At 39.0% G+C, this 26,378-nt stretch carries 28 protein-coding genes; 10 read left to right on the forward strand and 18 right to left on the reverse strand.

Annotation, left to right across the window (positions count from 1 at the left end):
* Window positions 1-2: 2 nt before the first annotated feature.
* The 4 genes from sdaAA to NR125_RS00645 all read right to left on the reverse strand — a co-directional run bounded on the left by sdaAA (window position 3) and on the right by NR125_RS00645 (window position 2,741).
* The gene (gene sdaAA / locus NR125_RS00630) at window positions 3-878 is read right to left on the reverse strand and encodes an L-serine ammonia-lyase, iron-sulfur-dependent, subunit alpha (RefSeq protein WP_251175249.1); all 876 of its coding nucleotides are present in this window, start codon (window positions 876-878) and stop codon (window positions 3-5) included.
* 34 nt (window positions 879-912) lie between these two features.
* Window positions 913-1,575 carry an L-serine ammonia-lyase, iron-sulfur-dependent subunit beta gene (gene sdaAB / locus NR125_RS00635; RefSeq protein ID WP_009334776.1) on the reverse strand — a complete coding sequence of 221 codons (663 nt, stop codon included), beginning with the start codon at window positions 1,573-1,575 and terminating at the stop codon, window positions 913-915.
* Window positions 1,576-1,660: 85 nt separating this feature from the next.
* Window positions 1,661-2,341 carry a helix-turn-helix transcriptional regulator gene (locus NR125_RS00640; RefSeq protein ID WP_226280769.1) on the reverse strand — a complete coding sequence of 227 codons (681 nt, stop codon included), beginning with the start codon at window positions 2,339-2,341 and terminating at the stop codon, window positions 1,661-1,663.
* 166 nt (window positions 2,342-2,507) lie between these two features.
* Window positions 2,508-2,741, reverse strand: a complete 234-nt coding sequence (locus NR125_RS00645) for a hypothetical protein (protein ID WP_009334778.1) — start codon at window positions 2,739-2,741, stop codon at window positions 2,508-2,510.
* A 162-nt stretch (window positions 2,742-2,903) separates the two neighbouring features.
* On the opposite strand from NR125_RS00645, the gene NR125_RS00650 reads away from it, so the two are divergent.
* The 3 genes from NR125_RS00650 to NR125_RS00660 are packed head-to-tail and all read left to right on the forward strand — an operon-like array spanning window position 2,904 to window position 5,517.
* Window positions 2,904-4,298: a sensor histidine kinase gene (locus NR125_RS00650; protein WP_256814626.1), complete on the forward strand. Its 1,395-nt coding sequence runs from the start codon at window positions 2,904-2,906 to the stop codon at window positions 4,296-4,298.
* Entirely contained in the window at window positions 4,276-4,953 is a 678-nt protein-coding gene (locus tag NR125_RS00655; protein WP_251266525.1) for a response regulator transcription factor, read from the forward strand. Before NR125_RS00650 ends, NR125_RS00655 begins: the two co-directional genes overlap by 23 nt.
* 3 nt (window positions 4,954-4,956) lie before the next feature.
* A complete protein-coding gene (locus NR125_RS00660; protein ID WP_256814628.1) occupies window positions 4,957-5,517 on the forward strand; it encodes a TVP38/TMEM64 family protein in 561 nt (186 codons plus the stop codon).
* A gap of 40 nt (window positions 5,518-5,557) precedes the next feature.
* Here NR125_RS00660 and NR125_RS00665 read toward each other — a convergent pair whose 3' ends face one another.
* The 3 genes from NR125_RS00665 to ltaS form a co-directional block, all read right to left on the reverse strand.
* Window positions 5,558-6,157 carry a YdhK family protein gene (locus NR125_RS00665; protein WP_071157802.1) on the reverse strand — a complete coding sequence of 200 codons (600 nt, stop codon included), beginning with the start codon at window positions 6,155-6,157 and terminating at the stop codon, window positions 5,558-5,560.
* Window positions 6,158-6,346: 189 nt separating this feature from the next.
* Window positions 6,347-6,676 (reverse strand): four-helix bundle copper-binding protein, encoded by a 330-nt coding sequence (locus NR125_RS00670; RefSeq protein WP_256814629.1) that lies wholly within the window; start codon window positions 6,674-6,676, stop codon window positions 6,347-6,349.
* Between the two features lie 129 nt (window positions 6,677-6,805).
* Entirely contained in the window at window positions 6,806-8,773 is a 1,968-nt protein-coding gene (gene ltaS, locus NR125_RS00675) for a lipoteichoic acid synthase (protein WP_256814631.1), read from the reverse strand.
* Window positions 8,774-9,102: 329 nt separating this feature from the next.
* Here ltaS and NR125_RS00680 point away from each other — a divergent pair, with 329 nt between their 5' ends.
* Complete coding sequence (locus tag NR125_RS00680; RefSeq protein WP_009334785.1) at window positions 9,103-9,729, forward strand: YczE/YyaS/YitT family protein; 627 nt, start codon at window positions 9,103-9,105, stop codon at window positions 9,727-9,729.
* Window positions 9,730-9,763: 34 nt separating this feature from the next.
* On the opposite strand, the gene NR125_RS00685 is transcribed toward NR125_RS00680, so the two are convergent.
* The gene (locus tag NR125_RS00685; protein ID WP_019382951.1) at window positions 9,764-12,055 is read right to left on the reverse strand and encodes an ATP-dependent DNA helicase; all 2,292 of its coding nucleotides are present in this window, start codon (window positions 12,053-12,055) and stop codon (window positions 9,764-9,766) included.
* A gap of 159 nt (window positions 12,056-12,214) precedes the next feature.
* On the opposite strand from NR125_RS00685, the gene NR125_RS00690 reads away from it, so the two are divergent.
* The gene (locus NR125_RS00690; RefSeq protein WP_009334787.1) at window positions 12,215-12,649 is read left to right on the forward strand and encodes a hypothetical protein; all 435 of its coding nucleotides are present in this window, start codon (window positions 12,215-12,217) and stop codon (window positions 12,647-12,649) included.
* A 105-nt stretch (window positions 12,650-12,754) separates the two neighbouring features.
* Complete coding sequence (locus NR125_RS00695; protein ID WP_009334788.1) at window positions 12,755-12,940, forward strand: hypothetical protein; 186 nt, start codon at window positions 12,755-12,757, stop codon at window positions 12,938-12,940.
* A gap of 71 nt (window positions 12,941-13,011) precedes the next feature.
* On the opposite strand, the gene NR125_RS00700 is transcribed toward NR125_RS00695, so the two are convergent.
* Window positions 13,012-14,046, reverse strand: a complete 1,035-nt coding sequence (locus NR125_RS00700) for a mechanosensitive ion channel family protein (RefSeq protein ID WP_192908548.1) — start codon at window positions 14,044-14,046, stop codon at window positions 13,012-13,014.
* A 138-nt stretch (window positions 14,047-14,184) separates the two neighbouring features.
* Here NR125_RS00700 and NR125_RS00705 point away from each other — a divergent pair, with 138 nt between their 5' ends.
* Both NR125_RS00705 and NR125_RS00710 read left to right on the forward strand, forming a co-directional pair.
* Window positions 14,185-15,270 carry an AI-2E family transporter gene (locus NR125_RS00705; protein ID WP_071157808.1) on the forward strand — a complete coding sequence of 362 codons (1,086 nt, stop codon included), beginning with the start codon at window positions 14,185-14,187 and terminating at the stop codon, window positions 15,268-15,270.
* A gap of 111 nt (window positions 15,271-15,381) precedes the next feature.
* A complete protein-coding gene (locus NR125_RS00710) occupies window positions 15,382-16,431 on the forward strand; it encodes a M42 family metallopeptidase (protein WP_071157809.1) in 1,050 nt (349 codons plus the stop codon).
* Window positions 16,432-16,475: 44 nt separating this feature from the next.
* Here NR125_RS00710 and NR125_RS00715 read toward each other — a convergent pair whose 3' ends face one another.
* From NR125_RS00715 to NR125_RS00730, 4 genes are all read right to left on the reverse strand, one after another.
* Window positions 16,476-17,033, reverse strand: coding sequence for a M15 family metallopeptidase (locus NR125_RS00715; RefSeq protein ID WP_019382948.1), 558 nt, complete (start codon window positions 17,031-17,033; stop codon window positions 16,476-16,478).
* A 128-nt stretch (window positions 17,034-17,161) separates the two neighbouring features.
* A complete protein-coding gene (locus NR125_RS00720) occupies window positions 17,162-17,536 on the reverse strand; it encodes a M67 family metallopeptidase (protein WP_157380242.1) in 375 nt (124 codons plus the stop codon).
* Between the two features lie 52 nt (window positions 17,537-17,588).
* Window positions 17,589-17,792: a hypothetical protein gene (locus NR125_RS00725; protein ID WP_009334794.1), complete on the reverse strand. Its 204-nt coding sequence runs from the start codon at window positions 17,790-17,792 to the stop codon at window positions 17,589-17,591.
* Window positions 17,793-17,820: 28 nt separating this feature from the next.
* Window positions 17,821-19,002, reverse strand: coding sequence for a hypothetical protein (locus NR125_RS00730; protein ID WP_256814635.1), 1,182 nt, complete (start codon window positions 19,000-19,002; stop codon window positions 17,821-17,823).
* 370 nt (window positions 19,003-19,372) lie between these two features.
* Here NR125_RS00730 and NR125_RS00735 point away from each other — a divergent pair, with 370 nt between their 5' ends.
* Both NR125_RS00735 and NR125_RS00740 read left to right on the forward strand, forming a co-directional pair.
* Window positions 19,373-19,975 carry a hypothetical protein gene (locus NR125_RS00735; protein WP_009334796.1) on the forward strand — a complete coding sequence of 201 codons (603 nt, stop codon included), beginning with the start codon at window positions 19,373-19,375 and terminating at the stop codon, window positions 19,973-19,975.
* Between the two features lie 21 nt (window positions 19,976-19,996).
* On the forward strand, window positions 19,997-20,881 hold the full coding sequence (locus NR125_RS00740; RefSeq protein ID WP_009334797.1) for a glycosyltransferase: 885 nt from the start codon (window positions 19,997-19,999) through the stop codon (window positions 20,879-20,881).
* Window positions 20,882-20,972: 91 nt separating this feature from the next.
* Here NR125_RS00740 and sat read toward each other — a convergent pair whose 3' ends face one another.
* The 5 genes from sat to NR125_RS00765 form a co-directional block, all read right to left on the reverse strand.
* Window positions 20,973-22,136, reverse strand: a complete 1,164-nt coding sequence (gene sat / locus NR125_RS00745) for a sulfate adenylyltransferase (RefSeq protein ID WP_009334798.1) — start codon at window positions 22,134-22,136, stop codon at window positions 20,973-20,975.
* Window positions 22,137-22,155: 19 nt separating this feature from the next.
* Window positions 22,156-22,749 carry an adenylyl-sulfate kinase gene (cysC, locus tag NR125_RS00750; RefSeq protein WP_256814636.1) on the reverse strand — a complete coding sequence of 198 codons (594 nt, stop codon included), beginning with the start codon at window positions 22,747-22,749 and terminating at the stop codon, window positions 22,156-22,158.
* 33 nt (window positions 22,750-22,782) lie between these two features.
* Complete coding sequence (locus tag NR125_RS00755) at window positions 22,783-23,640, reverse strand: sulfite exporter TauE/SafE family protein (RefSeq protein WP_071157811.1); 858 nt, start codon at window positions 23,638-23,640, stop codon at window positions 22,783-22,785.
* 136 nt (window positions 23,641-23,776) lie between these two features.
* Window positions 23,777-25,525 (reverse strand): glycosyltransferase, encoded by a 1,749-nt coding sequence (locus NR125_RS00760; protein WP_251157299.1) that lies wholly within the window; start codon window positions 25,523-25,525, stop codon window positions 23,777-23,779.
* Entirely contained in the window at window positions 25,518-26,252 is a 735-nt protein-coding gene (locus tag NR125_RS00765) for a glycosyltransferase (protein ID WP_256814637.1), read from the reverse strand. Before NR125_RS00765 ends, NR125_RS00760 begins: the two co-directional genes overlap by 8 nt.
* Window positions 26,253-26,378: the final 126 nt, after the last annotated feature.

Consider the following 26,378-nt stretch of genomic DNA (forward strand, 5'->3'; position numbering starts at 1 on the left):
ATTTACTGTTTTTTCCCAAAAATCTCTTCCTGCAGTCTTCTTCCGGTTGGCGTGGCAGCCAGCCCTCCCTCAGCTGTTTCCCTGAGTGCTGAAGGCATGGATTGCCCGATAAGGAACATTGCGTTGATGACTTCATCACATGGAATTCTGCTTGTAATTCCGGCGAGGGCCATGTCTGCTGCTGTCATGGCGTTGGAAGCACCCATGGCATTTCGCTTTACACATGGAACTTCTACTAGTCCCGCAACTGGATCACAAACAAGGCCCAGCATGTTTTTAAGTGTTATTGCCATCGCTTCAGCCGCCTGTTTTGGTGTCCCGCCTGCCATTTCTACAATAGATGCTGCCGCCATGCCGCTTGCAGACCCTACCTCAGCCTGACATCCTCCTGCTGCACCGGAAATGGAGGCATTGTTTGCCACCACAAAGCCAAATGCTGCTGAAGTAAACAGAAATTCTATCATTTCCATTCGTGTTGGATTGAGAACTTCTTTTACAGCGAACAGTGTGCCTGGCACCACGCCAGCCGAACCTGCTGTAGGGGTGGCACAGATTATACCCATTGCAGCGTTCACTTCATTGGTTGCAACTGCTTTGCTGACAGCATCCAATAAAATATTTCCTGATAAAGCCTTTCCGCTCTGAATGTATTTTTGCAGAAGGACTGCATCACCGCCAGTCAGACCCGTAACAGACGTGACACCTTTCAGTCCTCTCTCGACAGCCTGTTCCATGACTGTCAAATTGCGGTCCATTTTGGCGATAATTTCATCACGAGTCAAACCAGTTACTTCTATCTCCTGCTGAATCATGATTTCAGCAATTTTTACACCTTTATTTTCAGCGAGCTCAACAAGCTCAGCAACATTTCTAAACAACATTAGACTTTCCCTCCTGATGACCAGCTAACTATTAGTCAACCATTCTGATAATTTGAGTGATATTCGGAAGCCCTTCAAGCTCTGTCATCACATCATGGCCGATCTTCTGATCCACTTCAATGACCATAATTGCCATTTTCCCTTTTTCCTTGCGTGAAACTTCCATATGTCCAATATTAATCTGGTGCTTTGATAAAATATTCGTAACAGCGGAAATAACTCCAAACTGATCGTTATGCACAACTAAAATGGCAGGATGTTCGCCAGATAACTTTAGTTCAAAAGAATTCAGTTCGGTTATTTCTATTGTCCCGCCGCCGATGGATATCCCCACAAGTTCAAGGTCACGATCTCCTTCGGTAAGTTTGACCCGTACAGTATTAGGATGGTCTGTAACGGTATCTTCAACTGTAAAAATGACTTCAATCCCTGCTTCTTCAGCTAATTGAAGGGCAGAAGGAATTCGCTCGTCAAAAGTATCAAAGTCGAGGATTCCGCCAACAATGGCAACATCCGTACCATGTCCTTTATAGGTTTTTGCAAAAGAACCGTATAAAGAAATCTCGGCTTTGGACGGCTGTTTTCCGAAAAGAGTCCGGGCAACACGCCCAATGCGTGCAGCTCCGGCTGTATGTGAACTTGAAGGTCCGATCATAACCGGTCCAATAATATCAAACGCGGATCTGTATTTCATTTTTTATGCCCCTTTACTTTTAAGGTCTTTTAATTCATATAGCTGCAATGAAAATTACAGCAAGCAGGCTTTTCCTCAAAATTCTTTATTTATGCTCCACAGCTTCCGGCTGCAGCTCATTAATCGTTCTGATTTTCTGCAGGTAATTATAGATGGTGAATTTGGAAACCCCAAGCACAGATGCAACATAATCAGTTGCCCCTTTAATGAGGAATGTCCCTTTATCTTCAAGCTGGCGGACACATTCAACTTTTTCTTCGAGCGTCATCAATGAAGGTGCCTTCCTAAAGCCTTGAAGTACTTGATCCACCATCTCGTGAATAACATCCTGGACGGAATTAAAAAAGGTCTCCGATTTAGAAGAATGTTCATCAAAGCTGATAAACTCTTCAATCTCTCCTCCAAATTGCATGAGCAGACTAATATCATAGTTAAGGCACAATGCACCAATTACTTTATTTTCATCATCACGCAGAAAAATCGTGGATGATTTCATGACATTCCCTTTTTTGGATTGTGTTTTATAATTGGCTATATCATTAACTTCGTTTTTATGTTTGGCTAATTCATTCAATACAAGATCTGTAATGGGTGAGCCGATTTTCCTGTCCGTTATATCTCCTGCTATATGAATAAGCGATTTTTTTAAGTCGCTGAAATCGTGCACGGCCACTTCACAGCGGGAACCAAACATTCGAACCAGCATATCTGCGGTTCGGATCGCCAAGTCAAAAACAGGTCTATGGCATTCCTTCAACTTTGTCACTCCCTTTCGTGAAATCGCTTTCATTATTATACTACTCTATATTTCTTTATAATTTCATATTAACATAAAAACATACATTGTTAAAATAAAATTTTAATAGCTACAAAAAAATTGTAAGACACATAAAAAATTGCCGCAACAATAAATCAGATGCGGCAATTCTATATTATACATTTTTTAATACAAGATAAAGCCTGTTGACTCGCTCGGTTCGTTCCTCCTCGGAAGCAAGATCAAATTTTTTCAGCAAATGGAATACCTCATTTAAAATATCCTGTGTATGTTCCTCCTGAAAAAAAGATTGAAACAAAGAACTCATATCATCCGGCAGAAATTCTTTCTGCTGTTCAAACTTATTTTGTACATCTTCCGGTGTGTGATCCAGTTTACATTCACTCATAAAAAAAACCTCCAGTATGACTGTTACTTGCTTTTTTCATTATGATAAATCATTATTCTATTTTACCTTCTACAGTCCTATTAAAACATATACCTCTTCTGCATAGTTTCTTCAAACATTTCGACTATAATAGAAGTAATTGATTTGAAATGAGTGAGTTCTTTGAATAAACTTTCCATGAAGCTGGGCCTGTTGTTCTTTCTGATCCTTTTTGGGCTTGAAACAATTATGTTCTTCTTTTTACATAGTACCCTTGTTGAATCACGTGTGGAGGAAGAGCTTATAGCTCTGCAGACACGCGGCAATTCACACCGTGCTATACTCGAAAAGCATTTTGATGAAAATACGATTTCTCATGTGGCTCTGATGGAATCTGAAGCAAATACAGATGTAGTTATTACAAATACGAATAATGAGATCCTTGGTGCTTCTGTTGATAGCAGTTTGATCCAAAAGTACATAGAAAGGCCGCTAATATCTTCTATAAGGGAAGGCAAAACCATCGAGGACAATTGGAAAGAGGAAGATTATATCTCAACAGTCAGCCCGATCGATCAGAATGGAGTGCTGACTGGCCATGTATATATGTTTCAGGATACAGCTTGGATTCAGTCGTTAATTTCACGCTTAAATGAACAATTTTTAATCGCCGGTTTCATTGCCGTCATTTTTACCATTACTATCATCATCTTTTTATCAAAGGCACTGGCAAAACCGCTGATTAAAATGAAGGAAGCCACCTCACAAATTAGCAGCGGTGATTTTTCAGTTTCCCTTCCTAAAACCGGTGACGATGAACTTGGGGATTTAGCTCGGTCCATTCAGTTATTGGCGGATGACCTGAATTATCTCAGAGAAGAACGCAATGAATTTTTATCCAGTATATCGCACGAACTTCGCACTCCTCTTACTTATATAAAGGGGTATGCGGATATAGTTCAGAAGCGGAACCTGAGCCCGGAAGAAAGAAATCAGTATTTATCAATTATCCTGGAGGAAACCAACCGGCTTTCAGATATGGTTAAGAATCTTTTCGATTTGGCTAAGATTGATAAAAATACCTTTGATATAAAAAAAAGACCTATTGACCTGAAGGATTTTATGAAAAAAATTGAAACAAAATTCTCACCGGCATTCACCGAAAAAGGTATGCTGCTGTCTGTTATTTGCCGTGAATCAATCACTATTTCTGCGGATGCATCAAGGCTGGAACAGATCATATTTAATCTTCTGGATAACTCCATTAAGTATTCCACAGCTGGAGATAAAACAACAATTAATATAAACAGGACCAAAAAACATGTCATCATTAACATAAAGGATACCGGAAGAGGAATCTCTGAAGAGGAACTGCCCTTTATCTTTAACCGGTTTTTCCGAGTGGATAAATCACGTGCAAGAGCTCTTGGAGGGACTGGTCTCGGGCTTGCCATTGTTAAGGAACTTGTCCATGCCCATGGAGGGACTATATCGGTCTGCAGCAGAGAAGGTGACGGCACAGAATTCGAAATTGTTTTTAAGGGAGAAACGGAAAGTGAAAACAATACTTTTGGTTGACGATGAAACAAGAATGCTTGATCTAATTTCTTTATACTTAACACCCCTCGGCTACAATTGCATTAAATTGGCATCAGGCTCAGATGCCTTGCTTTACTTAGAAACCCATTCAGCAGATCTCGTCCTTTTGGATGTTATGATGCCTGAAATGGATGGATGGAAAGTATGCGAGGAGATAAAAAAATATTGGGATATTCCCATCATTATGCTTACTGCGAAAAGCGAAAAGCCGGACATTGTAAAAGGATTGAACATCGGAGCAGATGATTATATTTTAAAGCCATTCGATGAAGAGGAGTTATCTGCAAGGATTGAAGCAGTTCTGAGAAGAAACAAAAAAGATGGAAAAACCAAAACCTTTAAAGGGCTGGAACTTAAAGAAGATTCTTTTGAACTTTGGTATAAAAATAAGGAAATCCTTTTGACTCCCAAAGAGTTTTCAATGTTAAGCCTGTTCCTCTCAAACCTGAACAGAGTTTTTTCACGTGAGCATTTAATAGGCTCTGTATGGGGTTATGGCGTCTCAATCGAAGACCGCACCATCGATTCGCATGTCAGAAATTTACGGGAAAAATTAAGAAAAGCCGGGTTTCCTGCAGATCAGTATCTGACGACTGTCTGGGGTTTAGGCTATAAATGGGCCGGAAAGGATTAATGGATGTTTTCTGATATCATAGGATGGCTTTCAGATGAACCGATATTGGCAGCTTTTTTTAGCATATCCATGAACATTGCTGCCGCGATAACGGGTTTCCTCCCAAGTGCCTTTATTACTGCGGGCACAGTTGCTGCTTTTGATCTGAAAATGGGGCTAATCCTATTAATCATCGGAGAAGCAGCTGGAGCAATTATAAGTTTTATTCTTTATCGTAAAGGAATCACTGCGCTTACCTCCTCTTTTCCTCAGCTTAAGAATAACAAATTATTTTCTAAGCTCCAAAATGCGGAAGGGCCGGCTGCCTATTTCATGGTTGTTTTGCTGAGGGTATTGCCGTTTGTCCCATCAGGTGCAGTCACACTGGCAGCAGCATACAGCAGGATGAGGCTTCTGCCCTTTGGCATTGCCAGCACCATCGGAAAAATACCTGCTTTGTTTATTGAAGCCTTTGCGGTTTCACATGCACTAAAATTAAAAATGGAGCTGCAGATGGCCATTTTCCTTTTTGCTGCTTTTTCCTTTTTGGTTTACTATTTATTAAAAAAATATAAATTAAGTTAAGGAGCTTATCTTCGGCAGATAAGCTCCTTAACTTACAGTATTATTCAGATGGAGAAAGCTCGTTTTCTGTTACCCACATGTGGTTTTTTACTTCCTGACCGTCAGCTGTAGTAAAGTCAACTGTATAGACAGTTGTTTTCTGCACAGAATCGATTACAGCTGCTGCTCCGTCCATCCCCTCCATGTGACTTGCATTTATTTTTACCTCGGCGCCTTCTTTAAATGGCTCTTCTCCTGCATCAGCAATCTCTTCATGAACTACCCATTTATGATTTTCAACTTTTTTACCGCCAGTGGTTGGTGTATAAGAGACCGTATATACAGTAGTATCATATGCGCCTGTAATTGTTGCTTCGGCTCCCTCCATCCCTTCCATATGTCCTTCTGTTATAAAGGCCTGGCTTCCAACTTCATATTTTGGATTTTCAGCTTCCTTTATTCCTTCAGGAACTTCCCCGGAGCCGGAATGGTCCATGCTTGAATGGTCTCCTGAGTGGCCGCTGCTTTCATTATTCGTTGTGCTTTCTTCAGTGCTGGTGCCTTCCTGACCGGCATTCCCATCATTTCCGCCGCAGGCAGTTAATGTTATCGCTGCAGTTAGAGAAACCAGCCAAATCGCAAATTTTTTACTTGTCAGCATATCTATTCCTCCTTTTCTTCATGAAGTTAGTATGGCAATAAATTGTGCAGAAATTATGGAACAGGCATACAAAAGGCTAATTTAATTTCCCTTCAATAATGGAAAATATGTACAATTATTCATAACCGGGGATTGTAACTAAAAAGGATTGAAACAGACACCCTGCTGGATGTCTGTTTTGTCACTAAATTAAGAAGCCATTTTACGGCATTCTTCCGCACACTTAAAGCAGGCTTCAGCACAGCGCTTGCAATGGCCGTGATCATGTTTTTTGCACTCATTTCCGCATGCTTCACAAATTTCTGCGCATAGGATACAAATTTGCTTGGCAAATGGGCTGTTTGACTGCAACGCCTTAGCTGCATAGGCACAGATATCAGCACACTCCCTATCCAGGCGGATACATTCCGCCATCATTTTAACATCCTCTTCTCCTAAGCATGCATCATAGCATACATTACAGGCTTTCATGCATTCTAAACAAGCCTGAATGCATTCTTCAAAAGATTGGCTATACATTCTATCATCCTTCCTTTTATCTCTTTACAAAGATACTCTACCCGTGCCTACTTTTAGTAAACTGCATATTTCTTGCATAGTTTGCGGGATGCAAAAAAGAGCAGAGAGTTATCTCTCTGCTCCTAAATCTTACTTCTGTATACCCGGCCCATTTCTTTCCTCTTTAAATGGCACCTCTTTTTTTACATATGAGTAATCATTCCGGTTGACTGGAATAAATCCTTCCGGTTTATAAAAGCGCAGCAGGTCTTTGTAAACAATGTTGTCTGACATTTCAAGCTCTTTTTTCGCCTGATCGGAAAACGGCTTACAGGCATTAGCTTCAGCTATTTCGCCGGTTTCAGTAAAATAACAGGTCTCTTCAATCTGTGTATATTCAGGGGAAATGAAGTTGCCGTTTCGGAACGGGACTACTTCACGGTGCTTATCTGATAATAGATCTGATCCCATCTCCAGGTGATTTTTTGTATCAATGCCCAGCAGGTGAAGTAATGTCGGGCGCACATCCACCTGTCCGCCAACATTATGGACAATGCCGCCATCCACTCCTGGTACATGGATGAATACTGGCACTCTTTGAAGCTTGGCATATTCAAATGGTGTAATCTCTTTTCCGATTACTTCCGCCATAGCTTCATTGTGGTTTTCGGAAATTCCGTAGTGATCGCCATACAGAACAACGACTGTATGATCATACAGCCCGGACTCCTTTAAATCATCAAAGAACTGCTGGAGTGCCTGGTCCATATAATTCGCCGACTGGAAATAGTGGTTCACCACATCATTATCCGTTTTGCCAGAAGGGAAATCAGTATCCCACTCATCCATTTTAAAGGGGAAGTGATTAGAAAGAGTGATGAATTTTGTATAAAACGGCTGAGGAAGACTGGTCAGCATAGGCATGGATTCCTTGAAAAACGGCTTATCCTTCAACCCGTAGTTCTTAGTATTTTCATCGCTCATATTGTAATACTCAGCATCAAAAAACTTGTCATAGCCCATGGTTTTATACATTTCGTTACGGTTCCAGAATGTCTTGTAGTTTCCATGGAAAGCTGCTGAAGTATAGCCTTGAGACTTTAAAATAGCAGGTGTGCCATGGAAGGTATTTTGCGCTTTTGTTACATATACCGCTCCCTGTGACATTGGATATAGCGATGTATCCATGATAAACTCTGCGTCAGAAGTCTTTCCCTGCCCGGTTTGATTCACAATATTATCAAAATAAAATGTCTTGCCGCTGTGTGCAAGTGAGTTCAGGAATGGAGTAACTTCTTTTCCATTCAGCTTGTAGTCAATAATAAATGTCTGAAGAGATTCCATAGATACGTAAATAACGTTCATGCCCTTAGCTTTTCCGAAGTATTCAGGGTTCGGAGGTGCATACTTGGCTTTCACATAGTTCTCCACTTCAGTCACATCATTATTATCCGCAAGAGCCCTTTGACTGGCAGACTTCGCATTTTGCACAATATCATATACGGTGAAATTGTATGCTCCAAGGTATTTCACCAAATAATTGCGGTCGAAGGAACGTGTAAGCAAATCAGGCCGGTCATTCTCTGCAACCTCAAGATTGATGAAGAATACAATGATGCCTGCAGCGATTACAGCCAATGCGGGCTTTCGGCTCATTTTCTTTCCTGGTTTGTACCATTTCCTGACTGCCAGGAAAAGAAGCAGAAGCGTATCTGTAAAATAAAAAATATCCCAAGGAGACATTAAAGACAGAGCACTATCTCCCAGCTGCCCCCCATTAACTTTTGCCTGCATTAGTACGGGAACAGTAATAAAGTCGTTGAAGAATCTATAATAAACGACATTTGCATAAAGCAGGAAAGATAAAAATAAATTCAAGCCAATAAGCATGCCTGATTGCCATTTTCCTTTGAAAAACAAAGCAAATCCAAGGAATACCAATGTAGAACTTAATGGATTCAAAAACAGCAGAAATCGCTGTATGTCATTATTGATCCCTAAATTAAATTCGACGCGGTAGGCTATATATGTTTTTAGCCAAAAAAGGATAACAGTCAGAAAGAACACAGCAAGGCTGTTTTTCGCCAATTTCCTTGGCGATTTTAATAACTTTCCCATAAGTGTGGTTTCACCTCTTAAATTGTAAACATGCGAAAAACTTAGCAGCGGCTAAGTTTTTATACGTAAAAAATATGTAAAGCCAGCATTAATAAATGATGAAGGAATGTAAAATAATATAGCACAGTTTGAGATGAAAGAAAACTGATATCATCTTAATATCTTTCGCCTTTTTCCTGCAAAATCCAACAACTTTTCATAATAATTTTCTGTTAACCCATGCAATCTGATGATAAAATGAATTTTCCCTTCATAATTTCTGTGCTGCAGGAGTATTGATCTTAAAAAGGGCAAGCTAAAAATTAAACATAGATGATTGGAGAGTCTTCATGAAAGAACGTTTCTTATTTTTTATTATTGGGATGCTTATCCTGACAATGGGTGTAGCCCTAATTATCAGGTCAAACCTTGGAGCTTCTGCATGGGATGCCCTGGCTGTTGGTGAATCTCAAATGTTTCACTTAACAGTTGGCACCTTTGTTTTTATAAATGGAGTCATTCTCATTTTTATAAACGCTTTTTTAATGAAAAAAAAGCCTGAAGTCCTTGCAGCCATTTCCATTTTGATTATTGGCGCACTAATTGACTTTTGGCTTCTCGTTATTTTTGGTGACCTTACCCCGCAAACATTGGCAGGTCAATCATTCATTTTGCTTTTTGGGATCCTTTCGATGGGTATGGGAGTGGCCATCTATCTGCAGGCCAAATTCCCCGCTAGTCCGATGGATACATTGATGGTGGCCATTCACACTAGATTTGGATTGAATTTAAGAAACTCAAGGATCATCAGCGAAAGCTTTGCCCTGCTCCTTGCATTCTTATTCAAAGGTGCAATCGGTGTAGGCACGATTGTGGTCACATTAACACTTGGTCTGGTTGTACAATTCTTTTACCCGGTTTTCGAAAGAACGCTTGAAAGAATGCAGGCGCCCAAAGGCCCGCTTATCACCAAATGATTACCCTCATCCTGCTCTTCCTGGGCAGGATGTTTTAACTTCTTAACAAAATAGAATCCTTCCATTCATCAGGCAGCAGGGTCTGATACTTTGCCTGTAAATACCTGTCATCCATTAAGACAATCATCCCTGTATCGTTTTCAGAACGAATAAGCCTGCCCCCTGCCTGAAGAACTTTGTTCATTCCAGGATAAGTATAGGCATAATCATAGCCGTTTTTCCCTTGCTGCTGGAAATAAGCTTTCATCATATCACGTTCAAACCCGATCTGGGGAAGACCCACACCAACCACAAATACACCATTCAGCCTATCTCCCTGCAAATCAATTCCTTCTGAAAAAATCCCGCCCATGACGGCGAACCCCAACAGAGTACCAGAAGCATTTGGCTGAAATGCATCCAGAAACTCCTCCCTTTCTCTTTCATCCATTCCTGTCTTTTGAATAATTGCATGTACTGGCATTTCCTCATCGAGGAACCTTCCATAAACAATTTCCATATATTGATAGGATGGAAAGAAGATTAAGTAATTCCCCTTCTGTCCCTTTAGCATGCTCTTGATTGTTCTGACAATCGGTTCGATAGATCCTTCCCGGTCACGATATCTGGTGGAAAGCGGCTGTATGTAGACCTTAGCCTGATCTTTGGAGAAAGGGGAAGGAACGGATACAATGAAATCTTCCTCTTGAAAGCCAAGCATGTCCAGATAATAGTTAAGAGGCATTAAGGTAGCGGAAAAAAAGATAGCCGATTTATATCCTTTTCTGGCCTTGTGCAGAAGACTCGAAGGATCCAGGCAAAATAACTTGATGATCAGGTCATTCCTCTCCTTTTGAATATACGTTACAAACCTGTCATCATACAGTTTTCCTATTCTGATGAAATTCTGGGCAGCAAAGAATACTTCCAGCAATTCTTCTTCCGTATTGTTTCTGTTTTGCCCCAGGTAGTTTTCGGAGTATTGAACAAATTCTTCAAGAATCTCAAAAAGTTCTTCTGGGGGATTTTTTTCTGCGATTTCCTGATTTTCACCACATTTCTTTTTTAATGCAATAAAAATTCCATTAACCTGTTTTGCGCTTTTTTGAATCCCTTCATCCTTCCCCTTAAAGCTTCTGCTCAACTGAAGAAAGGCTGATTTCTCCAGGGAACTTGAATACATTTCCCTTCCGCGGTCCACCAGGTTATGAGCTTCATCGATCAATAGAGCCGTTTTCTTTTTCTCCTCTTCCAGTAATCGCTTAAGTGAGACCCTCGGATCGAAAATATAGTTATAATCACCAATAATGGCGTCAGCGGCATATGCGGCATCCAATGAAAATTCAAAAGGGCAGACTTTATGCTTCTTAGCATATTGTTCAATTGCCGTTCTGCTTATCATGTTCTCATTCTTCAGGAGGTCAAGTACGGCCTGGTTGATCCGGTCGTAATATCCATTGGCAAACTCACAGTTGTCTTTTTGGCAATTGGTTTCTTCCTTAAAGCAAATTTTGTCTTTAGCTGTGATTGTGACCGATTTAAGATTCAATCCATCATCCCCCATCATGGCTATGGCCCCTTCAGCAGCCTGACGGGTAATGGTTTTGGCTGTGGCATAAATGATCCTCTGAATATGGCCTTCCCCAATGGCTTTTAATGCTGGAAAAAGAGTGGAAATTGTTTTGCCGATGCCTGTAGGTGCGTTGGCAAATAAGTTTTTCCCCTCTGCAATGGTTTTGTATACTGCCCCGGCAAATCTTCTCTGGCCATTTCGGTAGGCAGGAAAAGGAAAAGCCAATTCTTGTATGCTCTTTGTTAATGCCTGTTGATGCTGAATCTTCCAGTCGGCGTATGGAAAATAGGATTCCAGAAGGTAAAGTATAAATTCTTCAAGTTCACGTAAAGAATAGCTTTGCTGAAATCTTTTCACTTCATCTGTTTTAGATTGTACATAGGTTAATTGAACTGTCATGTCTGGAAGATTATGATCTTTTGCATACATGAAAGCATAGCATTTAGCCTGAGCCCAATGGACTGGATATGCAAATTCATCTATTTCAGATAGCGGGAGGGAAACAGACTTAATTTCATCGATAATGTGTTCTTCATTTCTGATGAAAAGCCCGTCACACCTGCCCTCAAGCTGAAAGTCTAGGTGATTGAAGGTTAAGACTGTGTGCAGATACACTTCTTTTTGGTCTTCTTCCCCATAAAGTTTTTGGATTCTTTGATGAATCCTTGTTCCTTCTGAAAGCGGCACTGCAGAACGGAAGCCTGTTTCAATGCTGCCGCTTTTATAAACATATTCAACTAACGATCTAACCGATATTTTTATCTTATTATCCATTGAAACGGCTCCTTAGTTTATTATTTCTCTATTATAGCACATACGTTCTATTGATAAGAAAGATTTGCATAATAAGGAAATGACCCTTTACAATTTAAGGAGATAAAAAATGGGAGGAGAGTGAGCGGATCTGTTCGTTGTTTGGGCAGGCCATAAAAATTGAAAAAAATTATTTTTTGGACAATTACCGGAGGATCTTTTATTTTATTGGGATTCCTCACCTATTTTGCTTCAATGGATCTGATATCAAATAAAGTAATGACAGAAGTTGCCGGCAGCATCACTAATGATGATCTGGAGATGCTTGCCGCTGATCCAAATGTAGAGGCCCTGCTCGGAAGCAGCCCGGAGGATTTAACAGCAGTAAATCTTGAAAAGACATCGTTGCCGATCAAGACAAAAGAAGAGGCTGTGAAGAAGATTTCAGAAAGCTTTTCGTTGAAGGAAATCCAGCAGAGTGTCTCAAAAGTAAAAGGCGGACTGACCGCTGAAGAGCAGAATGAATTATACAGCCTTTTAACAGAAAGGTTATCAGAGGAAGAATTAACTGCCCTGAAAATCATTGCTGTACAGGAAACAAATAAGAATCAATAGATAATTCTAAAGAACTGTTTTTTATCTTATTCGGAAGATTCGGGATATTAGACCAAGCAAGATTCCGCCCTTTTCATACCTTAGTATGGAAGGGAGGGATCTATAATGTATCAATTGGCATTATTATATCTTGCTTGTATGCTTGCAGGCTACGGATTGACAATGGTACCTGTTTCTGCAGTTATTACTTCAGGCATTGCCAGCTTTTTCACCATTGTCGGCAGTCTGGCTATGATCATCTTTGGTCTTGCCATTCTTTATCTTGGAGTGAAAGCTTTGTTAGGGAAATAGAGTGCACATTGGAAATCACCAGCCCTGAGCGGCTGGTGTTTTTCGCTTTATCTCCTTTTAACTAAAACCCGTCATTCGTTTGACAGCAGCTGTGCTGTGGCAAGTTCGATCCCATTTTTATAAAACTTCTCAGCAATTACATGTCTTAACCGGCTTTCAAATTTCTGTTTGGCTTCAAAGTTTGCAACAGGGACTTCTATTAGAAAGTCCATGGCCTTATTGCGGAAATCCACAAAACGGATATCAGGTGCAGGTGCCGTTAAAACCCCTTCTGTTTTAGGCATTACAACCTCGACTGCTTCTCTAAGAAGCTTTTCAACTTTATCTGTATCAGTACCGTACGCTACGCTGATTAGGACCTGGGCAAGCATTTCTGAGCCTGTCCGGTTCTTGATGATTTGTTCGATGAAGTATTGGTTTGGGACGATGAGGGTTCCCTCTTTAGCAGTGCGGACGATAGTGGATCTGAGACGGATGCTTTCTATTTTACCGATCTTATTATTGATCTCGATTACTTCCCCAATTTCAATAGGCCGTTCGAAGAGGATGATGATGCCTGAAATAAAGTTACCGGCAATATTGCGCATGCCGAATCCTATACCAATGCCGAGAACACCCAGCATGGCAGCAGCCGCTGTTAAATCAAGCCCAACCGTTGTCAGGCTGATGGCGAGCGCTGCAATCATGACGGTATAATAGATCATTCTGTTGAATGAATAGCCGAGCCCCCGATCAACTCCATAGAATTCATAAACAGATGTTAATACATATTTAGTGAATACTTTTACGATCCGATTTGCAAGCGAGACTGTCAAAAACGCTACAATTATTAAATATAGCGTCACATCTACCTCCCCAGCTGTGAACAAGGTATAAAAAAGCCATTTCTCCCTCGAAAAATAAAACAAGAATAGAATGATAATTCCATAAAAAGCTGCCCAGTTCACGAGTGAAGAAATTCCCTGCATGATCCGGTCGTTTTGTGCTGACTTGCCCTTTCTCTTTTTCACGAGTAAGTTAACGGTCCATTTGGCAGCCAATATTACTCCTGCAAACAATAAAAACAGCATTGCTTCCTTAATGGTTACATTTTTTATAAACAGCATAATTAGACTCCCTCACCTGTTGCGTTTTTAATGTTTTACCTATTCCTCTTACATCGATTCTTAAACGGCTGTGTTTAACAATGTTTGAAAAAAGGAAAGGTGAATAGTAAATACATATATTAAGGTTGGGGTATATGAATGTGGATCAATAAACCATTTTTTAAATATGCAGCAGGTACTATTTTCGTATTAATCATCATTTTCCTGCTTGGGAAGATTGATTACTTCCTATGGCCAATTCGGGCTTTAGTTGCCACTATTTTCTTTCCGGTAGTGATCTCCGGTATTCTTTACTATATATTGAGGCCCCTGGTAAGATTGGTTTCCAGGTCTTTACCCAAAACAGCCAGTATTATCGTCATTTTTGCCGTTGTGCTGGGTGCAGGGTATTTAGGATTTAACGCAATCGGCAATTTGATTGGCAGCCAGGTTACTGAACTAAGCGAAAACCTGCCGGCAAAGATGGAGGATTTATCGGATGAAACGGAGAAAGTGGTTGAAAAAAACAATATGGGCATGTTTTCTTATGACCAAGTCAAAAACAAAGCCTTGAACTTTTTAGAAACCATCCTATCAGGCGCTGGCGAGAACGTGATGAAAGTCTTCTCCACCATTACAAGCATTGTGACTGTCATGGTTGTGGTGCCGTTTATCCTTTTCTACTTCCTTAAGGATGACCATAAGCTTCGGCCTTTTCTGTTAAAATATCTTCCTGATAAACACGAGGAAGAAGGAAATAAAATTCTCGGAGATATTGATAAGACCTTATTTTCCTATGTTACCGGCCAGTTTATAGTGGCAGTCGTAGATGGTGTGTTAATGTATTTCGGATATAAGATTATAGGTTTGGAATATGCATTAATTTTAGCATTCTTTGCAATGTTCCTTACTGTCGTGCCCTTTCTTGGCCCGGTACTTGGCATCATACCCGCCATTTTCATCGGATTACTGCAAGGCACCGGAATGGTATTAAAAATAGTACTGGTATTGATCGCTGTTCAGCTGCTTGAAAGTAATCTCGTTTCCCCCCATGTGATGGGCAAAAGGCTTAATCTCCATCCCCTTACAGTTATTATTATCCTAATGGCTGCAGGATCAATTTATGGTTTTATCGGAATCCTCATTGCCATTCCGTTCTATTCCGTCGTTAAGGTACTTGTAAAAGACTTTAGAAGGTTTTACCGTTTAAGAACGAGGAAAAGCTTGCTTTCAGAAGAAATATAAAGTTACAGACTGCCGTTCTGGCAGTTTTTTTTATTTATAGGGCATGCTTATCCCAAGAAATAACAGTATAATAAGAATTGCGCGTGAATAATTTGAGAGGAGATTTTCTAAATGTCATACCCAAATACAAAAGAAACCATTAACTTGCTAAAAGAAATCGTTTCTATTCCAAGTCCATCCGGAAATACCAATGAAGTGATTACATATGTGGAAAAGTTTTTGAAAGAGCTTACTGTTGAAACAAAACGCAACCGCAAGGGAGGGCTAATTGCTTCCCTTCCCGGTAAAGACCAAAATCGTCACCGGATGCTGACTGCCCATGTTGATACTCTGGGAGCGATTGTGAAAGAAATTAAGCCAAGCGGACGCCTGAAGATTGACCTGATCGGCGGATTCAAATATAACTCGATAGAAGGCGAATATTGTGAAATCGAGACATCATCAGGCAATAAATTCACCGGTACCATTCTGATGCATCAGACTTCAGTTCATGTATACAAAGATGCCGGGAAAGCTGAAAGAAACCAGGAGAACATGGAAGTCCGAATTGATGAAAAAGTACATAATGCTGAGGATGTCCGTGCACTGGGTATTGAAGTTGGGGACTTTGTTTCCTTTGATCCGCGTGTGCAGACGACACCGGCAGGATTCATTAAATCACGCCATCTTGACGACAAGGCAAGTGTCGCCATCCTTCTTCAGCTGATTAAACAGCTGAAGTCCGAGAACATTGAACTGCCGTACACAACCCATTTTCTTATCTCAAATAATGAAGAAATCGGCTATGGCGGCAATTCCAATATCACACCGGAGACAGTAGAATATCTGGCTGTGGATATGGGTGCTATGGGAGACGGGCAATCTACTGATGAGTATACCGTTTCCATCTGTGTGAAGGATGCAAGCGGCCCTTATCACTACGAACTAAGAAAGCGTCTGGTTCAGCTTGCAAAGGATAATGGAATTGGGTACAAGCTTGATATCTATCCTTTTTACGGATCTGATGCTTCGGCAGCCATACGTGCCGGACACGACATTGTCCACGGCTTAATCGGACCGGGGATTGATTCTTCCCATGCATTCGAGCGTACACATGAGGATTCAATTGAAAATACAGCTAAGCTGCTGTATCACTATGTACAGTCGGAAATGGTTCTATAACAAAAATAAGAAACTGCACATCTTGAGTGCAGTTTCTTTTATTATCATTCCGTTTCAGGCGGTCTCTTCCCTCTTTGCAGTTCCCAAATGGTAAGTCCAAAATCCATTTGGAGATGAGGATAGTCCTTAAATTGCGTCCAATCCCCGCCCCATTCAAAACCAAGCTCTTTTGCGATTTCGACGACCTCATCCCAATCTGCTTTACTGTTGCCGTTGCTGTCATAATTCATATCCCAGATAACCTGGCCGTCTACAGACATAAGGGCAAAGTCAATCGCCAGTCCGAAATTATGGTAGGACTCTCCCCCTTTTGCATGAGTAACAATACTCCCCTCAGCCGTGCGGCCTTTTTCATATAAAGCATCCTGTTCTTCTATGCTTCTGAAATCCTGGGTGATGACTACGTTAATGCCTTTGTCGGCAGCCTGGGAGATCAGCTGATCCTTTTTTTCAGCAACTGCAGGGTGAAGAGCAGTTGGGAGAGAAGTGTCCTCTAAATTAGGAGGGCCTATATAATATCTGCTATATTCATAAACTATTAAGCCAATGGCAGATAGTATGAGCAGAAAAACAACTAGTTTCAAAAGTGATTTTACTGGCAAGATTTTAAGTTCCTTTCTTAGCGGTATTCCCTATATGTATATTAAATCATAAAAAGCCTCGGATTTCCCGTATCCGAGGCTTATATGACGATCTACACAACACACCTGTTAAATTAGAAAGGATAATATTATCTTATAACTTCAAATTTCACTTGAAAAGCTTTATGGTCAATTATCTTAAAACACTTTACACTTGTCTTCCTATTTGCGAATGAAATAATAAAATAGGCTGCAGCAGGGTCATGAAAGTTCCTGATGTCATCTCTTGAAGGCAATGGGGCTGCGGAGGGATGTGAATGGTACATGCCTGTCATTGTTTGAGAGAGCTTTTTCATCCCAGATAGGGCAGCTGAGACCTGTTTCATATCCATTGCAAAAGAAGTCGGACTTTTTTCCGTGCTCCTAATTTTCCACATCATTTCGTTTCGGCCATGTTGACCGGAAAGAAGCCCGCATGCTTCATAAGGAAGATCTTCTCTGCAATGATTAATTATTTCATTCAAAACCGAACGATTTATATAAACAACATTTTTGTTGTAAAAGTCAAATTTTTGGTTAACGGCCGCAGCAGCTCCTGCGTCTGGGTTGAGTGGCACTCGCAGTTCCCGAAACATAGATTTTTTTCTTGCCATTGCTCGATGTTTGTTTTAATTCTTGATTTTTCCCTTTTAAAAGCCCTGATGCTTTCTTGGCTTTATTACCAGCTGGGAATTTTCTTGCTTTTTTAAAACTCTCATAAAATTTTTTCGGTGTTTCCACTTCAACCACTCCCGTTAGTTTTTTATTTTTAATATTTAAAAGGATTAAAAACGCTGCTCTGCGATCGAGCCTGAGGGTAGAATTTCTGGATTAAATCCAGTTTGTTCTGAGCTCGCTGCTGACTTGGATTCAATTGTCTTGGCTGATTATTCATATTCCTTGGCATTCCATTTACATTAGGGGTCCTGGACCTCCTAACGGAGCTTTGTTTTTGTTCAAATTGTCTCATTTCTGTTCTTTGGCTGCGTTGAGGAATTGCATTTTGCTGCTTCATCTTTTTCGATAATTTTTCCTTCTTCTGCATATTCTGCGGAGGTAATGAAGGTTGGTTATTCATATTTTCATATTCTTTTAACTGCTGGGATTTTGCATCCAGCTCTTCTTTCAAACGATCCAATTCTGATATCTTTTTTTCAAGACTAATATTTTTCTGCTTATATTCCTGAATCTCTTCTTTGAGCTGCTGGATTTCATATAGATACTCATCTTCACTGCCAGCTATGGCCTGCAGATTTTCCTTTAGGTCAACCATTTCCTGCAGATAAAGTTCCTCATTTTTTTCATACTGGTCAAATTGCTTACTAAGCTTCTCCAGAACTTCTTCATATGAACTAACCGTAGCTTTCAACTCATTGATGGTACTTTGTAATTCTGCTGTTTTTTCCAAATACTGAGTTTGTTTATCTCCATTAAGCCAATTCCAAGCCAACTCTAACCAACTCCCTCTCTTTATGTTATTCATGTCCATTTCATGATGAATAGGCATAATAATCTCTTTTATTGCCCAATTTTCATGGATTATCTGGTAATCGGTGCCCAACTTCTGTATCATCAAATAATCCTTTTTCTTTAACTCGGATAATTCGTTAATCTTTCTTTCGATCAGTTTAATGCTCTGCTTTTTATCTGCCCCTTTTTGAGTTACAGGGTATGAAGCCCCTGGTTCTAAGCTTCTTGCTTCATGCTTTAACTGGTGACGCACTTTTTTATTTCCGTTTCCATTTTTTCGCTGTAGTGCGTTCTTGTAAAACTGTGTTCTCTTTTCGTGAATAGCAGCCAAATGTTTATAATCGGATATTTCTTTTTTCATTTGTTTTTTTTGTAATACAAATTCTTTGATCATTAATTCTTTTTTCTTTTTATCTTTTCTCCATTTTCCCTCCTCGAGGCGAAGATGCTTTAAATAATGCCTGATTTCACCAATGATCATTTCTGTTTGGAGGAGAGCATCCTGCGGGTTATTAGATTTCTCCTTATGGACTGAAAAGCTGAGAGTCTTTTGATTTGTTATCTTATTAAAGGAAATCTTATTATCCTGGTCGTTTTGTAAACTTTTTCTGTTTGGCTGTATATCATGTTTGGAGGAAAAAAGTCTGCCTTGAAGATTTTTCATCTCACACGAGTATAGTTGCCAAGTGCCGTTCCTCACTAATACCATTTTGGCCCTTTTCAACATTTCACTCTCCTCCCTCTGCACAGATTCTTGATATATCTATATGTATTTATTTTTGTCACGTTACAAGCTTAAAGAACATTAAGTTATTACTACTGATGACAATGTTAATTCCGAGGTGTTAAGCATGGAAAAGATTTATCTTCTTGATGAGTTTTTAACTGTTCCCTATTTGAAGGAACTCGTGAAAAGCAATGGTTTGAAAATGGTAAATCCCCCGCCGCAAGAGCTTGAAGAGACCCTGAGATATTATAAACAGCGACTAAGAAGCTCATTAGACGAGCCATTTATCATGAATGATCACCAAAAAGCTAAAGTGAGAATCCCGCTAAACCAAGACGAGTACTATTGCATGGAATGGAACATGACGAAGCTGAAGTACCTTATAAACCGAGCACAAATAAAAAAAGTGGAAGTCACAGAAAAGATCATTGCTTCTTCTCTCCCGGCTCATTGCGAAGGTGATAAAGATGGTAATTGGACACTGCTATCCTTCCCTCCAATCACAAGCAAATATATCCTTGCCGAAGGAAATAAGGAAAACATAAGCACCGATCAAAAAATATGGGATGCCTATCTAATCCAGCCTCAAATACACCTCCAGGCAGTGACCCGTTCTATTTATAGGTATTTATTTGCTATCCATTTTAATTATTCCCTTATATGCAGTTATATCGCCGGGCAGCTTACCCTTAAGGAAGTGGAAGCGAGGGTTCTTCCAGTAATATAACAATAAAGGAGTGAAATAAATTTGCTTGCTTCCATCATCTTTCCTGTAAAAAACGAAGGAATAAACGTAAAGAACACACTTGAATCTTTTTTCTCCGTAGAGATTGGCTCTCCATATGAAATCATTGTTGTAAATGATCAGTCTGATGATCATTGCTGTGATTTTCTTCGGGATCAGTTTCTGAATAAAAATATCACAGTAGTGAATACATCCGGTGTCGGGGCAGCAAATGCAAGAAATGCAGGGGCAGAAAAAGCAAATGGGAGCATTCTTGTGTTTTGTGATGCCCATCTGGAATTTGAAGATTCGTGGCTAGACAGACTGCTTGAACCAATTCTTGAGGGGACCTGCGATTCCATTACCCCTGCCATTGGCGCTATAGGTAATCCCAATTTTATCGGGTATGGCCAAACACTATGGGTAAATGAAAGATCAAATAAGTTCAGGACCCACTGGAACACAAAAAGAGATTATCTATTTGAAACCGCCGTTCTGCCAGGCGGATGCTTTGCGATCAGACGGGATGTATTTGAAGATGTGGGAGGATTTGAAACAGGGTTTCCGACTTGGGGACATGAAGATGTGGAACTTTCTATTAAGCTCTGGTTATTCGGCTACAATTGTTATGTACAGCCAAAGACGAAAGTACTGCATTTATTCCGGAAAGTACAGCCCTACAAAATTGAACTGGAAGATTACTACTATAACCTATTAAGACTTGCCTATCTGCATTTTAACCCCAGCCGCATTCAAAAGATCCGTAAAATGATGATAAAGCATACTAAATCAAAAGATGTTGAAAAAAGAGTGATTCAGAATGGGGCAATGGAGAAGAAACAGGTTTATTTGAAGAAAAGGAAATTTGATGATGATTGGTATTTTCGGAGGTTTGGGGTTGAGTTTTGATAGCATTTATAAAAATTAAAGCAAACAAGGAACCAGCCTTCAGCATCAATTAACAGACTCCGAGGATGATTCCTCAAATGAACTCTAAATGTTAAACGTTATTGCTAAACCCCTTCCTTAATATATCCGCTACTTCAGGCCTTGTAATTTCAGGTGGAAGCTGCTCTCCATTTCTTAGCATCTCCCTAACTTTGGTGCCGCTTAGAAAGAAGCGGTCCTCTTCTAAGTGGGGACACGTCTTAGCGGACGCCATATTCATGCATTTTTTACAGTAAAAACTATGTTCAAAAAATAACAGTTTAATTCCAATTTTTTCGGGGTCAAAATTGGAAAATATTTTTTGAGCATCATAAGTTCCATAATAATTTCCGACACCTGCATGATCTCTGCCGACAATGAAGTGTGTGCACCCATAATTTTTACGGATAATAGCGTGATGCACAGCTTCTCTCGGACCTGCATAGCGCATAGCACCTGGAAATACTGCCAGCTTAACTCGATCCATTGGATAATATTTATCAAGCAATACACTATAGCTTTCCATTCTGATATCTGCTGGTATATCATCCTTTTTTGTTTCTCCGACAAGGGGATGAAGTAAAAGACCATCTACCATCTCCAATGCACATTTTTGCAGGTATTCATGGGCCCGATGTACTGGATTACGTGTCTGGAAGCCAACGATAGTACTCCACTTCAAGTCATTGAACATTTTTCTTGTTTCAGCTGGTTCTTTTAGATAGTCTTCAAAAGGGGCATGTGAAGGCTGATTAATTGCATAAACCGGACCTGCAACATAAATATCCCCCTGGGTATTTAACTTCTTCACACCAGGATGATTATGATCGTTTGTGCCGTAAACCATCAATGCCTCATATTCTTTGTTGTAACTATATATTTCCTCTATTTTAATTACTCCGTAGGTAATATCATCTTTCCCTCTTAGGAGGACTTCATCTCCTATTTCAAGTTGTTCAGCCTCCTCTTTATCAACGGGAAGAGTGATGGGGATTGTCCAAGGAAGACCGCTTGGGAGATGCATGTTTTCCAAAACACTAAGGTATTCCTTTTGATTCATAAACCCGCGAAGCGGACTGTAACCGCCATTCGTAATCAGTTCAACATCAGATATTGTCCACTTCGAAATTGAAATATAAGGCATGGAATCTTGTTTTGATAAATATTTTTTTCTCTCTCCTTCAGATAACTTGCCATTTACTAAATTTCCACCGTGGGGGTCAATAATTGAATTCATTTTTTCCCTCCTTAGCCATTTACAGTAATCTTTTCAGATAATCATAAAGAATTTCTGTACACTCTTTTATCGAATAGTTAGAAGTCTCTAAGATGATTTCTGGATTCTCAGGCACTTCATAAGGCGAAGAAATCCCCGTAAATTCTTTGATTTCACCATTTTTTGCCCTTTGGTACAAGCCCTTTGGATCTCTTTTTTCGCACTCTTCCAAAGAGCAATTGACATACACTTCAATAAACTCGTCCTTTTCAACCATATCTCTGACCAGTTTACGCTCTGAAGCGAATGGTGATATAAAGGTAACCAGAACCACAATTCCGCTATCTACAAATAATTTTGCTACCTCTCCGATTCTGCGAATATTTTCTTTTCGATCTTCCTGACTGAATCCTAAATCGTTATTCAGTCCCTGCCGAATATTATCTCCATCTAAAATAAAGGTGGAGATACCTTTTGAATGAAGAATGTCATCCAGTTCATTTGCGATGGTTGTTTTACCTGATCCTGATAAACCAGTAAACCAAATAATCTTACTATTATGTCCATGAAGAGCTCTTCTTTTTTCTTTTGTTACTTTAAATATAGGAGAATATAAATTCTTGTCTTTTTCCATGCCTTCCCTCCTTTTTGTATGACAGAACCTGTATCAGCTCTTATTCTTTTTAATTGTATAAATAATGGCTATTATCCAAAGCATAAAAAGACAGGGATATATAAAGTAAGATAATGTAATCCCTATGCCAGATAAATTAATAATGGTATGCAAATTGGTTATAATGATCACTCCACCTACTGCGACTCCAAGGAGGTAGGAAGGAAGGATCCTTACGAGCCATGCTGCAATAGGAGCAGCAAACAATCCACCTAGCATTAACGCAAGAACCCAAAACCAATCAAATTCCTTCCAGCCTAAAGAGATAAGAAACCCTGCCGTTGCTGATAATGCTATTACAAATTCACTCGTATCAACAGTTCCAATCACTTTTCTGGGAGCAGTGTCTTTTTGGGCCAGAAGAACAGGTGTTGTAATGGGCCCCCATCCGCCTCCACCGGTAGCGTCAGCGAACCCGCCTAATAGACCAAGGATTGCAGCTTTCCTGTTAGATAACTGGATTCCCTTATTCTCATTTGGAATACTATTAAGAAACAAAAAGCGGAATAAGATATAAACTCCCAATAACAACAAAAAAACAGATATAAAAGGCCTGACAGCTTCTCCTGGCATGCTGCTTAAAAAGCATGCTCCAATAAATGCCCCTACACCACCGGGTAGAATTAATTTCATTACTGTCCCTCTATCTACATTTCCAAACTTAAAATGAAAAAAACCTGAAGCAGCAGTCGTAACCACTTCCGAAATGTGAATACTGGCAGATGCAACCGCAGGAGCCATACCTAGCATTAAAAACAAAGAGGAGGATGTAACTCCGTAAGCCATCCCTAGTGATCCGTCAATTAATTGGGCAATGAATCCAACAATTGTAACAGTAAGTAATTTTCTCAATTCTTCTGCTCCAATCTGTTTTTTTTTATACACGAGGGTATACCTTTATTAGATTCAAAACTCTTGTATCATGAAACGGCTAATGCACCAAGGTAAAAGAAAAAAACTGGAAAGCTATATCTTCCCAGAATTTGTTTTACATCTTAATAATGTTCTTAAAATTACTTGCAAACGGCTTAACTTTAGGATACCTTTCTAATTCTTCAAGATTTTTTATAATTTGTTCTTTATTTACTGAACTAGTATTTAGTAAGTTTGTTAATGGTTCTTCTTTCCATAGTTTAACAGATATTCTTTGGAGTATTTGCTCTAATAACTTCGGAATTCCTTTATAAATATTTGAATATCCACTTAAAAAGTTCAAGTATGAATCATAAATTAAGTGTACATTAGGAACGGATATACCCAAGAAATGCAATATAAAAATCCTTAATTGTACCTCAGGATATTTATTAAACACTCGGACAAAATTTTTAATAGCATCTTGAGGATTTGTCTTTGAAATAGGGTGTTCTTGATGATAGGCTGCTAACCCATTATGATTAAAAAATCTATACCCCTTTTTATATAAACGATATCCAAGTTCATGATCATCCCAGCCGTATCCTGGGTACTCTTCAAATAGGCCTACTTCCTTAATGGCCTTTGCCTCAACAGAAACATTCCCAGTGCAAAATAAGAGCCATGGAAAGTGAAACCCATTCAGATTATTCCCAAAACGATTAAAAAGCGTTTCTTTGTAAACCTTTACGAATGGTTTATCAAATGAATAATTTTGATATGATTGATTACTAACCTCTTTTTCAGTTAATAGTTTAACAGTCTTACCACTTTTTATCTCATTCAAAGTACTAGGAGTAAAAGTCGGATAGTTTTTCAACAGCTTCATTATTTGAGTCTTTTGTTCCATGTTGTATCTTGGATGATATATTGTATATAATCCTTTAAGTACCAAGCTTCCACAAATGACTATTTTTTTGTTCTCCTTATGTCCTTGGTAATGCAGAGAAACAAAGTCAGGCTTAACAATTATCTCTGCATCCAAAAATACAATAACTCGGCCTCCAGCATTCTGAATCCCAAGGTTTCTCATACTAGCCCTTCCAATATTTTGGTTGGATCTTATATATTTTAAATCAAATGAAAAATTGTGTTCATTGATTATAGAAGCAGTTTTGTCAATTGATCCATCATCGACAATAATTACTTCATACTTTTTCTTATCAAAATGCTGGCATTCTAAGGAATGAAGTGTTAACAATAATTCTTGATATTTATTAAAGGTCGGCAATATTATACTGACTTCGTAGTCAGATTTCTTCCCATTTTTATAGGCAGACCCGCTTAAAAAGTCATAACCCCACACAATATTTTGATTTACATTCATATCTTCCCTCATTAACCGAATTTCTGATTGGTTTGGGGGTACTTTCCAAAGTTTTATTGATTGGATTTTTCCATAGAAACACCCATCTTTAATGTTGCCGCCAAAAACCAAAGATGGACAAATGTGAGTATATCTGCTTTTTGTCCCCACAGCTACTTCCTTTTCATTAATATACACTGTTGGTGTCTTATCTATATAAATAAGGACTACTTTAATCCACTCATTCTGATTTATAGGCAAACTTATAACTGTTTCAACATTATTTTGATATTTTTCAACCACACATAACCTATTACTTTGGAATAATATACCTGCTACAGCAAAATTTCCTTCAATATTATTTACCTCTGGTGAAATAAGATATGATGCATTTTCATTATTTGACCTTCTTTGTGGTAAAATCACACATTCATATTTAAAATTATCAATTATTTGCCGAGGGTTAAATTGTGCAGCAATATATTCATTCCCTCTAAAAGTAAATGGAGAGTTAAACATGTTTCTCTCCTCTCTGTTCTGAAAAAAATTTATTATATTTGACTCTATAATTCTCTCTAAGTTCATAGAATTCTTTCATTTGATCTTTATTATGACGAATTGATCCCATTAAATCATGGACCCGGTAGTTAGTTAAAGTACAATGGAAATAATGAAGAGGAAAATGGGCCGAAGTTCTTATCCAGTAATCATAGTCTTGTGCATATTTTAAAGTTTCGTCAAAATATCCAATTTTTTCAATAACCTTCCTGGACATCAAAACCGTACAACCATTTATAGGATTAAAATCTTTTAATGATTGTAAAACTTCTATTCCGCTCTTGAAATGTATCCCAACATTATATTTTTTTATCTGATTATGGCTATCGATAATATTAAAATTTGTAAAACTAAAAAATGATTTATTCTCTTTCATAAAATTAAGCTGTAGTTCGATTTTCTTCTCAGAAAATAAATCATCTGAGCTTAACCAAGCTAGATATTCACCATTTGCTATCTTGATTCCCTCATTTAAAGCAGACGCAACACCTTTATTTTTTTGTTCTATATATATAATTCTTGATAAGTATGGTTTTAATAATTCATTATACATATAGGACCCATCATTAACTAATATAATTTCGATATTCTTGTAAGTTTGTCTTAATACGGTTTCAATTGCCTGGGGAACATATTTACAATTATAAAATGGTATTAAAACACTTACTAATGGCAGTTCTTTACTCAAACTTCTCACTCCTTTGTTCGAAAAATAAAAGATAAATCAGTTTCCATATACTATTTTCAACAACTGCTAATAAAATCATAGACCTTTTGTGGATTTTTAGATTTGGCCTAATCTTCCTTTGACTCG

This window comes from Cytobacillus sp. Bac17, assembly GCF_024519925.1.
Lineage (GTDB): Bacteria > Bacillota > Bacilli > Bacillales > Cytobacillaceae > Cytobacillus > Cytobacillus pseudoceanisediminis.

Excerpts from the sequence above, each read along its gene's own strand:
- sdaAB (WP_009334776.1), bottom strand. The coding sequence starts at position 1,575 with ATGAAATACAGATCCGCGTTTGATATTATTGGACCGGTTATGATCGGA.
- NR125_RS00645 (WP_009334778.1), bottom strand. The coding sequence starts at position 2,741 with ATGAGTGAATGTAAACTGGATCACACACCGGAAGATGTACAAAATAAG.
- NR125_RS00660 (WP_256814628.1), top strand. The coding sequence starts at position 4,957 with ATGTTTTCTGATATCATAGGATGGCTTTCAGATGAACCGATATTGGCA.
- NR125_RS00665 (WP_071157802.1), bottom strand. The coding sequence starts at position 6,157 with ATGCTGACAAGTAAAAAATTTGCGATTTGGCTGGTTTCTCTAACTGCA.
- NR125_RS00670 (WP_256814629.1), bottom strand. The coding sequence starts at position 6,676 with ATGTATAGCCAATCTTTTGAAGAATGCATTCAGGCTTGTTTAGAATGC.
- ltaS (WP_256814631.1), bottom strand. The coding sequence starts at position 8,773 with ATGGGAAAGTTATTAAAATCGCCAAGGAAATTGGCGAAAAACAGCCTT.
- NR125_RS00680 (WP_009334785.1), top strand. The coding sequence starts at position 9,103 with ATGAAAGAACGTTTCTTATTTTTTATTATTGGGATGCTTATCCTGACA.
- NR125_RS00685 (WP_019382951.1), bottom strand. The coding sequence starts at position 12,055 with ATGGATAATAAGATAAAAATATCGGTTAGATCGTTAGTTGAATATGTT.
- NR125_RS00695 (WP_009334788.1), top strand. The coding sequence starts at position 12,755 with ATGTATCAATTGGCATTATTATATCTTGCTTGTATGCTTGCAGGCTAC.
- NR125_RS00700 (WP_192908548.1), bottom strand. The coding sequence starts at position 14,046 with ATGCTGTTTATAAAAAATGTAACCATTAAGGAAGCAATGCTGTTTTTA.
- NR125_RS00705 (WP_071157808.1), top strand. The coding sequence starts at position 14,185 with ATGTGGATCAATAAACCATTTTTTAAATATGCAGCAGGTACTATTTTC.
- NR125_RS00710 (WP_071157809.1), top strand. The coding sequence starts at position 15,382 with ATGTCATACCCAAATACAAAAGAAACCATTAACTTGCTAAAAGAAATC.
- NR125_RS00730 (WP_256814635.1), bottom strand. The coding sequence starts at position 19,002 with ATGATCATTGGTGAAATCAGGCATTATTTAAAGCATCTTCGCCTCGAG.
- NR125_RS00735 (WP_009334796.1), top strand. The coding sequence starts at position 19,373 with ATGGAAAAGATTTATCTTCTTGATGAGTTTTTAACTGTTCCCTATTTG.
- sat (WP_009334798.1), bottom strand. The coding sequence starts at position 22,136 with ATGAATTCAATTATTGACCCCCACGGTGGAAATTTAGTAAATGGCAAG.
- cysC (WP_256814636.1), bottom strand. The coding sequence starts at position 22,749 with ATGGAAAAAGACAAGAATTTATATTCTCCTATATTTAAAGTAACAAAA.
- NR125_RS00760 (WP_251157299.1), bottom strand. The coding sequence starts at position 25,525 with ATGTTTAACTCTCCATTTACTTTTAGAGGGAATGAATATATTGCTGCA.